This is a genomic window from Pseudomonas sp. ML2-2023-6, assembly GCF_037055265.1.
GTDB lineage: Bacteria > Pseudomonadota > Gammaproteobacteria > Pseudomonadales > Pseudomonadaceae > Aquipseudomonas > Aquipseudomonas kulmbachensis.
This window is the reverse complement of record NZ_CP146347.1, coordinates 1,627,000-1,640,746: the sequence shown is the minus strand read 5'-3', so window position 1 is coordinate 1,640,746 and position 13,747 is coordinate 1,627,000. Positions and strand designations below refer to the sequence as shown.

The window sequence follows — 13,747 nt, the reverse complement described above, 5'->3', positions numbered from 1 at the left end:
TTATATCAATTAGCCAGCATCAAACCCTTAAGAAACCCCTCGAAGGACTCCGCGAACGCGCCAAGCATCCATTAACTTCAGCAAGCTTGAGTCCCCTTCAAACGTGCAAGCTATGGCAACCGATTCCCCAAACGTACCTGCACTGTCAAAGTTTCGAACATCTCCACTAATAGGTATTCCAATACGTTTCAAATATGATTGCTTGTCACCCTCACGACAAGCTACCAACGCCACTAACTCACCACGTAGCGGCTCCAAGTCTTCCGAGCAAGAAACTGAGAGGGGCTCTAACAGCACCCAGTCGTTATGGCGTATTAATGGGTAGCCACTACGATCAATAATACGAGCAGCGAACAACGGACTTCTTAAAATTTCACTACTATCCAGGTTTCGCGCCTCTCCTGGGCCGACTTGCAAGACAGAATCGTATAGCACCCCTACGATTGGCATTAGGCGCACTTTATTCCTAGACAATGCCAATGCGGGGGCCACCCTATCACTAACGTTTTGGTCACAAGCAAGCATCAACCTGCTGGTATCAGTCTTATCTGAATGGTAACGGCGAGCGAAAGTCTTATCGCTGTTCAGTGCGATAACAGGATCACCGCATTTTGCAGTCCCTTCAATAGAAACGATTACTACTTGCCCCTGTCTCGCGAAAGAGCCTAAAGAATCACCATGGATCGCATAAAGTGCTACCGCCCCCAAAGACTCCAGAGAAAGTGTACCTAACGACTCGCCTCCTAAGTCTATATCTGTTTGAGCATTGGCATTGAAGTCACCAAGAATACGAAATTTCTGCTCGTGATTTGTTAATACAGCAGGGGCCTCTGGGGCTGTCGCAAAGAAAAACTGTTCATCCTCACGAGTCAACCGCCCCATGAATCTTGCATAAGCTGCAGCGCAGCTTCTCATCAGCCTATCAACATCTGTAAAACCCTCATCAATCACTCCTGCATCATGAGGAGTGATTTTTCGAAGGTCATGGTGCGCTTGGTTGATTGTTCTGTAAAAATGCGTTCCCGGCTTCAATGAGTTGCAACTCAGAAGCTTCTCGAAAGGTGGCTCTTGGAAAGGCAACTCGCCCGCATTTCGTGCGCTGGCAATATGAGCGATCAGATCTGCAAGAGTTGGCTTATAGAGAAGCATAGGGTCAGCGGCGAGTAAATCCCATAAGCGATTCTCGATATGTAGCCTAACTCGCTCTACGAATTCCTGACTCGCCGCAATGTCATTGGAATCCTCTGCCCATGCTTGTCGACGCTCGTTTACTTCTTCTACAGTGGGCGTCAGGGCAACTGTAAGTCTGGACAAAGACAAAGGGCTTATCTGCAACATTGTCCACGACGGAAACGTGGCTGAGCTTTTAGGCAGCTTATCTTTCACTGCCGCTATGAAACGATGATCGTTGGACGTGATAATAATCGCCATACCCGCTTTGACTAGAGCCGGGACTACTGCTGCAAGATTCTCAGTGTTAATAGGGTCAAAAAAGGTCTGAGGATCGTCCAGTTGCAGTACCTCTAACACTCCACTGCGCTCTCGAATACGCTCCCACAGACTGAAAACAAACGCCCACACACAAGCTCGCAGATGAGATGAGTTCATGATTTCATGTGCTTGTACGCGCACCTTACCTAGCCCTGCATATAGTCCCACCCCTTGAGAACGAGCAGGATCTAGACCAAGATATTTCGGACCACCGTTGTAATGAGGGCGATAAATTAGATCGAGCCAGGCGGTTGTACGAGTATCCAGCAACTGGATCAGACCGTTTACTTGACACTCAACCAACTCAGGTAAACGAGTCAACTGCTGTATTGCTTTTGCTGTTCGTTTAATGAGCTTGAGTCTATGACTAGCGAGCACCCAACGCTTACGGGCGTCCTCTATCACATCAATCTGCCGCGTTAAAGAAATCAACGGTTCAGAAGTAGTGATAGCTTGGTACAGCGCTGACAACTGATGCCTGATAGGAAGATTGATCAAATCGAGTGATTCGTCCAATTTCTCGCCTCGCGAAAACACCCCCACGCCGAGAAATCGCCCTAAAAGCTGTTGCATAACATCTTCAACAGCCATGCGTTGCACACTCAGAGTCACAACATGCTGAAGATTAGCGAATCGACTGGCCAACAGCCCCGAAGCAAGCTCTTGAGGCAAATTAATAGGGTCTTGTAACTGTTCAGTCGAAAGCGGATACACGCTGATTAGTTGATCCCAAAGCTTGCGCGCGTTCCTCAGGATCGGCTTAAGATCAGCTTCGAATGAACGGTCCTTGAGGGCTTCGTTTACATAAGCGCTTTTGTAAAGGTCTGAGACGTTGCCCCGACCTTTATATTCGGCAAAAATCTTCAAGCTCTCAGGAAGCGACTCCAGCAGTTCACTAGCCGCCTCCTTCTGCCAATCAGCAAGTGATTTTGTAGCATCATGATGTGCTTGGCGCCCTGCCTGAAGAGCGGCAGCAACATCGGAGTCTAAAAGAGCGTCAGAGGGGACCTGGGTGAGATCTGAACCACAAACAGGGCAGTCAGATATAGTTTCATCCGGATGTTGCCGGTGGTGCCACTGCGCAACCATAGTGTAAAGCTGCTGACGCGCTGCTTTTTCCTTATTTTGCTGGCGCTTAACCTGAGCTACTGCCCGCTCTGCCAATTCCTCAAGCTTAAGAAATAGTGCGTTACGATCTTCATCGCTGATTTCTTTGATCTGATGAATAGTACGAAGTGAAGGAAGCCCTTTCAGAGCAGCTCCGGTCAATTGCTCTCTTGCCGAAGCTAATTGGTCGAGTAAAGCTTTGGTACGCTCTGGCGTTGCCAAAGAGGCAGTTGTTCCAAGAATCGTCTCAACGTCCTTCAGACCACTTGCTTGATGCTGAACGAGCCTCTCTCGTACGATTGCGATTGAATTAATGCAACTATTCTCAGCCTCAACCTTATCAGGGGTCAATAAATCGGGTTCAGGGCCAAGCGTTTCTAACTGCGCACGCCAAGCATCAATAAACGCTGTTTTGCTGTCTATGAAATGAATACGAGCAGCATCTTTAGCATCAGTGACAGTGTCGGTATCGTCCTTTTCCAAGCGTCGGACGAGACGTGGCAAACGCATGCCCAAGTCCTGCAATGGTCGTAGACCTGTAAGCTGAGAGATGGCCTCTGCAAAACTAGTTTTCTCATCGAAGCGCATATTAGCAGCGATAGCAGGCATCAACGTCCCTGCTTCGATGGCCCACTGTGGGAGCCCTAAATCGTCTAAACCGCTAACGCTTACGGTAACCGTTCCTCTTGCGTTTCGCCTGAGTTCGCGCCTGACTGTCACGTTCTCGCCATCTTGGTTCTGTAGAGCCAGCTCTACCCATGTGTCACACGCTGGAAGGTCGCCTAAAAGAGAGAGATCTGATGCAGAAGGCAGTGGAACTATTACGGGCAGAGTGAAACTACTATTGCTACCGCTTTCTCCATTTTCTGAGATTACGTCGACATTGATTGGACTGTGTACTTCCGATGGTTTGTGTTGAGAACGATGTGCCTTACCGGTTAGACACCACATAATTGCACTCTGTAGTGAAGATTTACCGGCGCCGTTGAACCCCCAAATGCATGTCACATCGCGGTCCAGACTAAGAGTCAGAACCTCAGGTGCTTTCCCGGCCGCGTTGCAATGACGCTGAAGCCCAGCAAAACGATGAGCTCGTAACTCTTTGATACGCCAACAAGGACGCGCAGATCCGATATTCGCTGAATTGCTACGCGGTACGTGTGACTGCGGCTTATCTATTGCCTCAATCAGTTGATCAACCTCGCTAGCTGAAACTAATTTTCCCTGAGGCCAGAGATCCCTCCGTCGCGCATAAAATTGCAACGCAAGACGAGCGTCTTCAAGGTCTAGAGTAAATGAGCCGGCACCTAGAGGGAGATTGATCGATTTGCCTGCACACAGCACATCAACGATTTCATCTAACGTACAGTTTTCTAAATCCAGATTTTCGGCTTGATTCGGGGGTGAGGCTTGCATTAGGGCATCCTTGGCATCACAACAAGTAGAAGGCAAGCGCGATAGAAACGAAAAAGCTGGCTCGTCGCACGACGCACACTTAAACCAGACAAACAGGTATTGCTCGCAATCTTGAAGAGGTCGTATTTACAACATAAAGTTTGAGGAGGACTTCTACCAGCTTTCTAAAACCAAATGCTGATACTGCTGAGATTGGTATCTACAAATCTGTGGAGCCTGAAGCAGCACGTATATGCCAAGGAAAATCTAAATGATAGTGTGGGGTGACAACTACTTTCAGCCAGCAGTAAATTTAGGCCAAAAGGAGCAAGCTCAAGCATCAATCATATGTAACACCTCCCCCCTTGTAACACTAGTTCTCGACAGCATAAACCAACAAGGTTACGCTTAAAAAATATAATAAAATCAACAACTTATCAGATATCGTAACAAGTGTAACGTCCGTAACATTGATTTTTAGCCCCTAGCCCCACGAGCAACTGCCCCATCAGCGATGGGAACCTATTCCTCTCTCCGTGATGTCAAAAGTGGCGGGCTCTTGCGAAGCTTTTTTTAAGAACGCCAACGGAGTTTTAATCTGGATGGCACCGGTGGCGGGCTGCCTCAAGGCAATGCACGAAACGGACATTGCCGCCTTTACGAGCGCTGGCCGCCAAAATCCTTGGCGTTTGCTAGCTTAGGGTCCATATCATGCTTGCTCGGAACCCAAATCCTGCTGGGGCCCCTGAGGAACATCCATGCGTACGGGGCAGGAAACCCGCGCGATTGTGTTAGAGGAAAAGTGCACAGCTTAGTGAACAGGTGAACCGGGTGAACTGCTGGTTCACCAGTGCATTTGCACTATGACTCCGAAGACGCTGGGGACCCTGGGCATTTCGAGGAGACACGGGGCAGGAAACCCGCAGGAAATCGTTAGTGCCTGGGTTCCAAAGTTTGTTGACCACACTTGACCGGTTGACCCTGTTGACTCACCTAGGTGTTCACTATCAGCAACACATCCAGTGCCCTGCTGCGAGCCAAGACTCACCCCTCCTCTTTTCTTCAATACCTTTCAATTTCAACGATTGAAATTTCAATAAGCTGGGTGCCCTACTGCTAAAAAAATCCCGCGGGTTTCCGACCCCGTGTAGATCGAAAATCGTCAGGGTCCCCAGAGACTTTTTTGATTTTCAGTCCCATGAGACTCCCTGCCCAATCGCGGATGCGGTGAAGTCCAGCCCTACGCTCCTGCAACTACGGAAGAAATACAGACCATTGTTTACTACCCGAGCTTTTTCTTGCACGCCCGGAAAAAATTCTCGTACACAGGTACAAAGATCCTAGCCTCCTCGTTCAGTACACGTGCGTCCTCTAAGACATGTGCATTTCGAGGGCCTGATGCGCGATCACGATCAGAGTACACAGAAGCAAGATCTCCTCCGTAAACCGGTACCGTTTTTCCTACCAAATGGTTGGACAACCTACGCGCAGCCGCATGAAGAACACAGAGCTCTGCCTGGAGATCTGAATCAAGAAACTCCTTTTCGGGCTGATCCCACTCCTCATAAAATCGGTACAGCGGCTTGATGTCGCCTCTTGAAAAGGCATCACCAAAGTCATGTTCTCGAAGAAGACGCACGGCAGGCTCAAAGGGAAAAGCTGACTGAAAGTCTTGAAATAACCTTTGATCGTGGGTAGGCAGATTGCTTCCCGAACTGATCGGGCGGAGCTGAGGATAATGCTGGAATAGGCGTGCCTCGTTAAGCGTGAGATCGAGCCATATGTCATTCCAGAACAAAACCATCAACTCAAATTCGCCACGCGATTTGCGCGCAGCCGACATTTCACGGACTGCCCGCTGCACCGCCTGATCAGTGTCAGCAGTTGTTGCTATGTAGAGGGCAGTCAGGCGAGGCTGGAAGGACTCTGCCTTCTGTACCTCCTGCGCGATCATGTTTGAAGTGATTCCGGACCAGGTGTTCTTGCATTGAATCCCGACCAGCATGCCTTTTTGATCACTGCCGTAAATGTCTACGCCGTCTTGCCGCTGCCCTTGACGTCCATGGCGGGTGAAGTCCGGATTACTCCAGCGGTTCTTGGCGGCAGAGCAAACAATGTCCTCGAACTCATCCCACGAACGGGGGAGAGCAACACGAGAATCTGCAAAAGTCGGCATCCAATAATTTCCTTCCAGTAGCAAGAGCTCCAAAAGGTGAGTATAAAGCCTCCAGATCCTGTAGGAACTTTCCCAAGAAACGAACTCTGTGTCGAGCATTCATAAGCAACAGCCCGCACGATGTATCCCTACGTGTATCCCTAACCGTATAATCTGGCTGCAAGCCACAGAATATATGGAAGTCTCGAGTCTCCCTCGGGCACCATATAGCAGTACCTACAAGTCCCTACCAAGACTTGTAGCACAGAGAAACCGGCCCCTGAGCCGGTTTTTTTGTGCCTGTCGATCTACCCCTGTCTCCCCCTATCCGCTGTGTCCCTGCATCCCTATATCCCCAATTGTATCCCGAGAAAAATACCGAGCTCTGGGATACAAGGATGAAGCGCGCCGACCCTCTGGAACAGAAACGTTCTGCCAAAGCTGCCATCGACATTGCCAAAGCCCGCTCCTTTCGCGCAACTGCTGACGCATGACTCAAGGCCGGGGACGCTGACACGCCGTCGGCGGCTCGAGCGGGTCTGGCATTGCAGAGGCCGTGATCTGGTGGCGATTCAGCAATGGGGGCTGGAGTGGAACGACCTTGCGATCATGGAAGACCAGGCGGCGCTGACTGATGACCAGATCGCGCCCTACCAGTAAGCATTGGCGGCAAGTAATCGTCATTGGGGCGGCGGATGCTACTCGCCTCCTCCTGCAGTCCTTCGACCGAAGGCGATCATTGTCGAGGCTATGAATGGAAAGGTTTCTCATTTATATTTACAGCCGCTCTGCATCGCCTCAGGTCCATCATGTCGTTCGACCCAGCCAAGCCATCGCTGATCAGCACCCTGGTGCGTCACTACGACGACTTGGTCGACCATGTTCGTCGACGTTTCGGTGATCGGGGATTTGCCCGCGAAGTGGTGCATGACGTCTGCGTGCAATTGCTGGAAAAACGCGAACGAGAGGATGTGCGCACGCCATTGGCCTTGTTGCGCAAGATTTCCCACGACCAGGCGGTCAGCCGTTATCGCAGCGAACGCCGGCGCCAGGCCTTGATCGTCGCCCTGCCCGACCTGAGCGAGCCAGTGTGCGAAGCCCCCCTGCCACCGCGTCAATATGAGGCCGCCCGGGAATTCGAGCGCCTGGCCCAGGCCATCGCACAATTGCCGCCGCGCTGTCAGATGGTCTTCGTCATGCACAAAATTCATGAACTGTCGCAGGCCGAAGTGGCGGCGCAGATGGGCGTCTCCTTGAAGACCGTTGAAAAGCATCTGCGCCTAGGCCTGGCCGCCTGCCGCGCCTACCTTGATGACACTGATCTGCATGCCATGGAGCTTGCCCAGTGAGCCCCGCGCGCCCCCCAAAACCGCCACTGTCCCGTGAAGATGAAGCACTCGCGCGCCATCGCGAAGAGTTGCGCAATCGCTTCCCGTTGCCGACACCTACGCCGCGCAAACCGCGCAAAACTCTGGGTGCCGCGATGTTGCTGGTGATGCTCGGCGCGGGGCTGGCCTGGATCGATCCGGCCTATCACAGCGAGCAGTTCCATACGGCGGTCGGCGAACGCCGGGTATTGAATCTCGCCGATGGCAGTCGCATAACCCTGGACAGCGACTCCCGGGCCTCGGTCACCTGGCACCTGCGTTCCCGGCATGTGCAACTGGAGTCCGGTCAGGCGCTGTTCGATGTGTCGAAGACCAGAATCCGACCGTTCCGCGTGGACGCGGGCACCACCCAAATCAACGTCCTCGGCACACTGTTCAGCGTCAGCCACCTCACGGATGCCGTGCGCGTGACGCTGGTGCGTGGCGCTGTCAGCGTGGGCACCACCGCCGATGCCGGGCACACCGTGCAACTGGTGCCGGGGCAGCAAGTCGATGTGCGGCAAAACCAGCTACAACCACCGCTCGCCGTCGACACCGAGGCCGCCATTGCCTGGAAGGACAATCGGCTGATTTTCTACCGCACGCCACTGGCCGAGGCGCTGGGGCAAATCCAGCGCTACCGCAAACCGTCTATTGTGCTCGATGACCCGAGCTTGGCCAGCCTGCCGATCAGCGGCGTGTTCGATAACCGTAACGTCGAAGACTTGTTGAACCTGCTGCCGAGCATCCTGCCCTTGAGCCTCAACACCGAGGCCGATGGCACTACGCATGTGCGGCGCAAGGCGGCGAAAAAATAATTTCCGACAGAGGTAGGGTTTTTCCGCACCCGTGGCGGCTAGTAAGGCAGACCCCACTTTCCAAGGAACACCGTCCATGAAGTACCGCCGGCATTTGCCTTTGTCCGTCCTCGCCACCAGCCTGTTGTTCGCCCTGTCGGCGCAGGCCCAGGACAAGGTCGAACTCGACCTGCCGAGCACCAGCCTGGACAAGGCACTCAATGCCCTGGCGCAGCAATCGTCGGTGCAGATCATCTTTGCCAGCGACATTACTGCGGGCAAAACCACCAAAGCGGTCAAGGGCAGCTATACACCACAACAAGCCTTGTCGCGACTGCTCGACCACAGCGGCCTGCAATCCCGAGTGCGCGATGAGCACACGTTCATCATCGTCCCGGCACAGGAACCGGTGGCCGCCAAACCGCCCGAAGTCCAGTACATAGCGCCAATGGTGATCAAGGGCGACGTGCTCGGTGGCGCAACGGACCCGGAAGTCCTCACCTACCCCGGCAGCCGTTCGATGGTCAAAGAAGAAGACCTGAAAAAAGCCAGCGTGCGCGGCGTCGACGATGCGTTGCAACGGGTGCCCGGAGTGAAAATCTTCGACGAAACCGGCACCGGTGCCCTGCCGCAGATTTCCGTCAGAGGCCTGTATGAAAGCCGTAGCGGCCGGGTCCAGGCCTTGTCCGACGGCATTCCCCTGGCCCTCGCGCCTTACGGCCAGACCGGTTTGTCGCTGTTCCCGGTGACTCTCGCGACCGTCGACCGGATCGACATCGTGCGCGGTGGCGCCGCCGTGCAATACGGCCCGAACAACGTCGGCGGGGTGATCAACTTCATCAGCAAACCGATTCCCAAGGAATGGGAAACCACCTTGCAGGAACGCACCACGTTCAACGCCGGAGGCCGCCAATTGTGGGACACCTACATCGGCACCGGCGGCTACCTGACCGACAACTTCGGCCTGCAATTGGACCTCAACACCATCAATGGTGAAACCGCCCGCGAGCATTCCGACACCGATATCCAGAACTATCGCCTGCGGGGCCAATGGAACATCGACGATGACCGCGACCTGAGCTTCGGCGTGCAGCATTACAAGGCCGACATGGACCTGGCCGGCGCCCTCAGCGTCAAGGATTACAAGGACAACCCACGCCAATCGACCCGCCCATTGGACCGCTTCGAAGGCGATACCGACCGCGTCTGGGGCACCTACACCCAGCAATTGGGCGCGATGGGCCCGTTCGATTCAGTGGCATTCAGCTGGACCAACTTCGCTCACAACAGCTACCGCAACTTCGTGGTCGGCCTGCCCTTCACCCCGGACGGCGCGGCGGTGACCAAGCAGGACGGCCCGCGCGACTTTAAGGTCTGGGGCACTGAACCGCGCCTGAGCATGAGTATCGATGGTGACAGCTTCAGCCAGACCTGGTTGCTGGGAGCGCGTTACGTCAAGGAAGACATCGACTACAAGGTCAATCGCCAAAGCCTCGCCACAGGTACCACCACGCCGTTCCGCGACTGGACGTTCGAAGACGATGCCAAGGCCTTTTACCTCAGCAACGCCATCGGCCTGCTCGACAACCGGCTGACCATTACGCCGGGCGTGCGTTACGAAAACGCGCGCATGAACTACGACGACGGCATCACCGGGTTCCAGCATGAAAACAAATCAGAAGAATGGCTGCCCGGCCTGACCGTGGGCTTCCAGGCCAGCGATGACTGGTTCATCTACGCCAACGCGCAGAAATCCCTGCGGCCGCCGCAGGTCACGCAGATCGTCAAGGAAGGTGACGTCGGCGCAGAGTTGGCCTGGAACTACGAGACCGGCGTGCGTTATACGCCATGGCAAGGTCTGCGGGTGGACGCCGGTCTGTACCGTATCGATTTCAGCGACCAGATCGTCTATAACGCGACCACCGACCGCTTCGACAACCTTGGCAGCACCCGTCACCAGGGCATTGAGACCGAAGTGTTCTGGACCCCGGCCGCGCTGCCCGACCTCGACCTGCACGCCAGCTACGCCTACCTCGATGCCAAACAGCGCAACGGCGCCTTCAAGGACAACGAAGTCCCGTTCGCCTCAAAAAACCAGTTCAATGTCGACGGCCGTTATCGCTTCGCCGAGCACTGGACCTACAGCCTTGACGGCCTGTTCGTCAGCAGCGCCTACACCGACGCCGCCAATTCCGGTGACGAAGGCGCGACGGCTTCGGTGGGCAAACTCCCGGCCTATTGGGTATGGAATACCGCGATCGAGCGTGAGTTCAAACTCCAGGATGACAGCCTGCTGACCGCTTCAGCAGGCGTCAGCAACCTGTTCAACCGCGAGTATTACTTCCGCGGCATCGACACCAGCCCCTGGGGCCGTCAACCGGCACCTGAGCGGTCGTTGACGCTTGGGCTCAATTACCGGTTCTAATCCCATTAAGTTCAGAACCAAAAGATCGCACCCCCGTTTCACTCGACAGTTCCTGCAGGGGATACGCACTCCAAATGAACTACCCCCAAAAGTTGGACACCAATCCTGACTTTTGGGGGCACAAACTCTGACTTAGTTCCTTCCCTGCTATTCAAGATCAACGAAAATCAGCTCGCCCTAGAGGCCCCAATCATGGAATGTCCAAAGTGGCAGAGATGCGCGGATCGGCGGACGTAGCCGACAATGTTCGGGGCGTCCTGATCTCAAGGTGCTGCTCAATGCACCTTGAATACAAAAAAACCGTGCTGCCTGCGGGATACAACTGCACTTGCAGCAGAATGCATCAAGGGATCTCTGGCTCAACCAGTTGGGCCAGCAGTACCAGCGATTCCTGCCACCCCAGGTAGCACGCCTCTGGCGGAATGACCTCGGGGATCCCCTCTTGCACCACAGTCAACTCCACGCCACAGAACACCTCACGCAAAGACACGGTTGTCTGCATGACGCCCGGCAGGGCGGGATCGTCGAATTTGTCCGTATAGCGAATCAGCTCATGGGGTACCAGCTCAAGGTATTCCCCGCCGAACGAGTGAACCTGGCCGCTACCAAAATTGCTGAAAGACATTTTGAAAGTCCCACCTACCTTTGCGTCCAGATGGTGAACCTTGCCCGTAAACCCGTTCGGGGGCAGCCATTTGGCCAGGGCATCGGCATCCAGAAACGCACGATATATGCGCTCCGGCGTGGCTTTGATTATGCGGTGAAGCCGAATGGTATTAGAGGTCATGACTGCTCCAGAAATTATCGGAAACTACGGCCTTACAGCTTAGAAGACCCTACGCACGCCGTGCCCGGCGGTGACGAGTGACCTGATGGCGACAGCTTTAGGCGGATAGCAATCCCTGACTGTACAATCGCGCGGCATAGCACCCATTGCATGAAGTACAGAATTTAATAGAGGACCCGGACCATGGAATTGACGCTGGAGGCAGTCGCCCTTTTCTCTCTCAAGCTGGTGCATGAGACGGACGGCAGCAGCCCGATTTTGCGCGACGATCCGATGATGGACGACTATCAGCGCGACGTGTTTGCCTTTGAAGTGCGCAATGCCGATATCGATACCATCCAGCATAAAGTCGACCAGTGTCTGGATCTGGCGCTGAACGCTTTAGGCGGCGAACAGACACCCATGGGCCGCGAGCTGCAAAAGCTGTCCTGCGATGTCAGAAACGCGCAGACCCTGGAACAGATGCACCCTGCACTGCTGACGCTCAAGGATTACTTGAAGGCCGTTCAGTGATCACTGCCCCTGAAACGTCTCAATGTAAGCCAGCAGGTTGTCGATTTTCTCGGGATCACTGATCCCCCAGAAGATCATCCGCGTGCCACTCACCACTTTTTTCGGGGCCTCGATATAGGCCGCCAGTTTTTCCCGGGTCCACACCACGCCAGAGTTTTTCATGGCGTCGGAGTACTGGTAGCCAGCACTCGCACCGGCCAGCCGCCCGATCACGCCGTTGAGTTGCGGGCCAAAGCCATTGCGGGCGTTCTCCCCGATGCTGTGGCAGCCACCACAGGTTTTAGTGAACAGTTTGCCGCCCGCTTGCGCATCACCTGCCGCAGCCGCACCGGTGCTGAACAATCCACCCGTGAGGATCAGGGCCAAGGTCAGCAGGGCGAGGGGCTTCATGGGTGACTCCGAATCAGATGAGGGGGTTCAGGCGCCGATTATGCCTGCTTGCAGAGCCTTTCCCCAGCCGCAGCACCTGATGCCCACTCAACCCGCAAATCCACCCTCATTCAAAAACATGCGCTCCTGTTCGGTGGTCTCGCGTCCTAGAACATCGTTGCGATGTGGAAAGCGTCCAAATCTCTGGATGATTTCAGCGTGGTCTTCTGCCCATTTTGAGTCCTTCGGATCGAGGGCGTGATGCAGTTGCAGCGACAGCTGCTGGTCGTCACTGTTCTCCGAATGCTCAAACGGCAAATAACAAAACAGGCGCAAGGCTGCATCGACTTGCTTGTCCATACCACCAGCAATCATCTGGCGGGCGTAGAAGCGCGCCAGCGGGTCCGTAGCGAACATATGCGCGGTGCCGCGAAATGAATTTCGCGGGTACTGATCCAGCAGCAACAGCAACGCCAGTGCGCCCTCGGGCTGCTCCATCCAGTGCTCAAGTTCGCGTCTGGCGGCCTGGAAGTGAGCTGTGTAGAAGGTCTCGCGAAATAGATCGTCGAACGTCTCATCCTTGGCGAACCAGTGCCTTGGCCCCGCCTGCTTCCAGAAATCAATCACCGCCCGCGGCGTTGGGTGCAGATCGCTTTCAGTGGTTGCCACAGCTTCATCCTCGATAATCTGGGGGAACCTCAACTGTAGGCCTGCTCCGCCAGCAACACCACCGCGATCAGGACCATCACCGCGCCAGAAACCCGACTGACGTTTTTCGCCGCACTTGGCCGGGTCTGTAATACGGCCTGGGCACTAAAGCCGACCATCAGATACACCGCAGCACAACTGACCGCATGCAACGCACCCAGGGCAATGATTTGCGTCGGTATCGGCCAGGTCGACAGCGGGTCGGTAAATTGCGGTAAAAGGGCCAGAAACAGCAACAGAACCTTGGGGTTCAAGCCACTGACACACAACCCCTTCCACGCCCAGCGCAACCATGAATCAGATACCTGCCCCTGCCCGGACTGAGGCGTCGCGGGATCCCTGAGCATGCACACACCCAACCAGAGCAAATACACCGCTCCGGCAACCGTCAGCCCGGTAAGGATCATCGGATTGCGTGCCACCAGCCCGCCCACACCGGCGGCCACAATCAACGTGGCCAGCAAATGTCCAGAGAGCATGCCCGCCACCGCAGGCGTAACCAAGCGCCCGCGCATGCCCGCAGAGATCGCGTAAGCCCAATCTGCACCGGGTGTGATGATGAACAAAAACGACACCGCCCAAAAAGCGGCCAACACACTGAGAGTCACAAGAATTTACCTTCTACGCTGGAAC

At 54.7% G+C, this 13,747-nt stretch carries 11 protein-coding genes; 5 read left to right on the top strand and 6 right to left on the bottom strand.

The genetic code is table 11. From position 1 onward, the window contains the following. Positions 1–27 precede the first annotated feature (27 nt). Both V6L79_RS07575 and V6L79_RS07570 read right to left on the bottom strand, forming a co-directional pair. Positions 28–4,014 (bottom strand): ATP-binding protein, encoded by a 3,987-nt coding sequence (locus V6L79_RS07575; RefSeq protein ID WP_338580019.1) that lies wholly within the window; start codon positions 4,012–4,014, stop codon positions 28–30. A 1,261-nt stretch (positions 4,015–5,275) separates the two neighbouring features. Next, positions 5,276–6,169 carry a hypothetical protein gene (locus V6L79_RS07570; RefSeq protein WP_338580018.1) on the bottom strand — a complete coding sequence of 298 codons (894 nt, stop codon included), beginning with the start codon at positions 6,167–6,169 and terminating at the stop codon, positions 5,276–5,278. 432 nt (positions 6,170–6,601) lie between these two features. Between V6L79_RS07570 and V6L79_RS07565 the strand changes: the two genes are divergently transcribed. From V6L79_RS07565 to V6L79_RS07550, 4 genes are all read left to right on the top strand, one after another. Then, positions 6,602–6,808: a hypothetical protein gene (locus V6L79_RS07565; RefSeq protein WP_405046613.1), complete on the top strand. Its 207-nt coding sequence runs from the start codon at positions 6,602–6,604 to the stop codon at positions 6,806–6,808. A gap of 149 nt (positions 6,809–6,957) precedes the next feature. After that, on the top strand, positions 6,958–7,497 hold the full coding sequence (locus V6L79_RS07560) for an RNA polymerase sigma factor (protein ID WP_261741048.1): 540 nt from the start codon (positions 6,958–6,960) through the stop codon (positions 7,495–7,497). After that, entirely contained in the window at positions 7,494–8,333 is an 840-nt protein-coding gene (locus V6L79_RS07555; RefSeq protein WP_338580017.1) for a FecR domain-containing protein, read from the top strand. Before V6L79_RS07560 ends, V6L79_RS07555 begins: the two co-directional genes overlap by 4 nt. Positions 8,334–8,409: 76 nt before the next feature. Then, positions 8,410–10,737, top strand: a complete 2,328-nt coding sequence (locus V6L79_RS07550) for a TonB-dependent siderophore receptor (RefSeq protein ID WP_338580016.1) — start codon at positions 8,410–8,412, stop codon at positions 10,735–10,737. A 343-nt stretch (positions 10,738–11,080) separates the two neighbouring features. Here the strand turns inward: V6L79_RS07550 and V6L79_RS07545 are convergent, their stop codons facing one another. After that, positions 11,081–11,524 carry an SRPBCC family protein gene (locus V6L79_RS07545; RefSeq protein WP_338580015.1) on the bottom strand — a complete coding sequence of 148 codons (444 nt, stop codon included), beginning with the start codon at positions 11,522–11,524 and terminating at the stop codon, positions 11,081–11,083. Between the two features lie 183 nt (positions 11,525–11,707). On the opposite strand from V6L79_RS07545, the gene V6L79_RS07540 reads away from it, so the two are divergent. Next, positions 11,708–12,037 (top strand): hypothetical protein, encoded by a 330-nt coding sequence (locus V6L79_RS07540; RefSeq protein WP_338580014.1) that lies wholly within the window; start codon positions 11,708–11,710, stop codon positions 12,035–12,037. Here the strand turns inward: V6L79_RS07540 and V6L79_RS07535 are convergent, their stop codons facing one another. The 3 genes from V6L79_RS07535 to V6L79_RS07525 form a co-directional block, all read right to left on the bottom strand. After that, entirely contained in the window at positions 12,038–12,427 is a 390-nt protein-coding gene (locus V6L79_RS07535; protein ID WP_321835864.1) for a cytochrome c family protein, read from the bottom strand. An 87-nt stretch (positions 12,428–12,514) separates the two neighbouring features. Further along, positions 12,515–13,075 (bottom strand): DUF924 family protein, encoded by a 561-nt coding sequence (locus V6L79_RS07530; RefSeq protein WP_321837373.1) that lies wholly within the window; start codon positions 13,073–13,075, stop codon positions 12,515–12,517. A 29-nt stretch (positions 13,076–13,104) separates the two neighbouring features. Next, positions 13,105–13,722 carry a LysE family translocator gene (locus V6L79_RS07525; protein ID WP_321835863.1) on the bottom strand — a complete coding sequence of 206 codons (618 nt, stop codon included), beginning with the start codon at positions 13,720–13,722 and terminating at the stop codon, positions 13,105–13,107. Positions 13,723–13,747 lie beyond the last annotated feature (25 nt).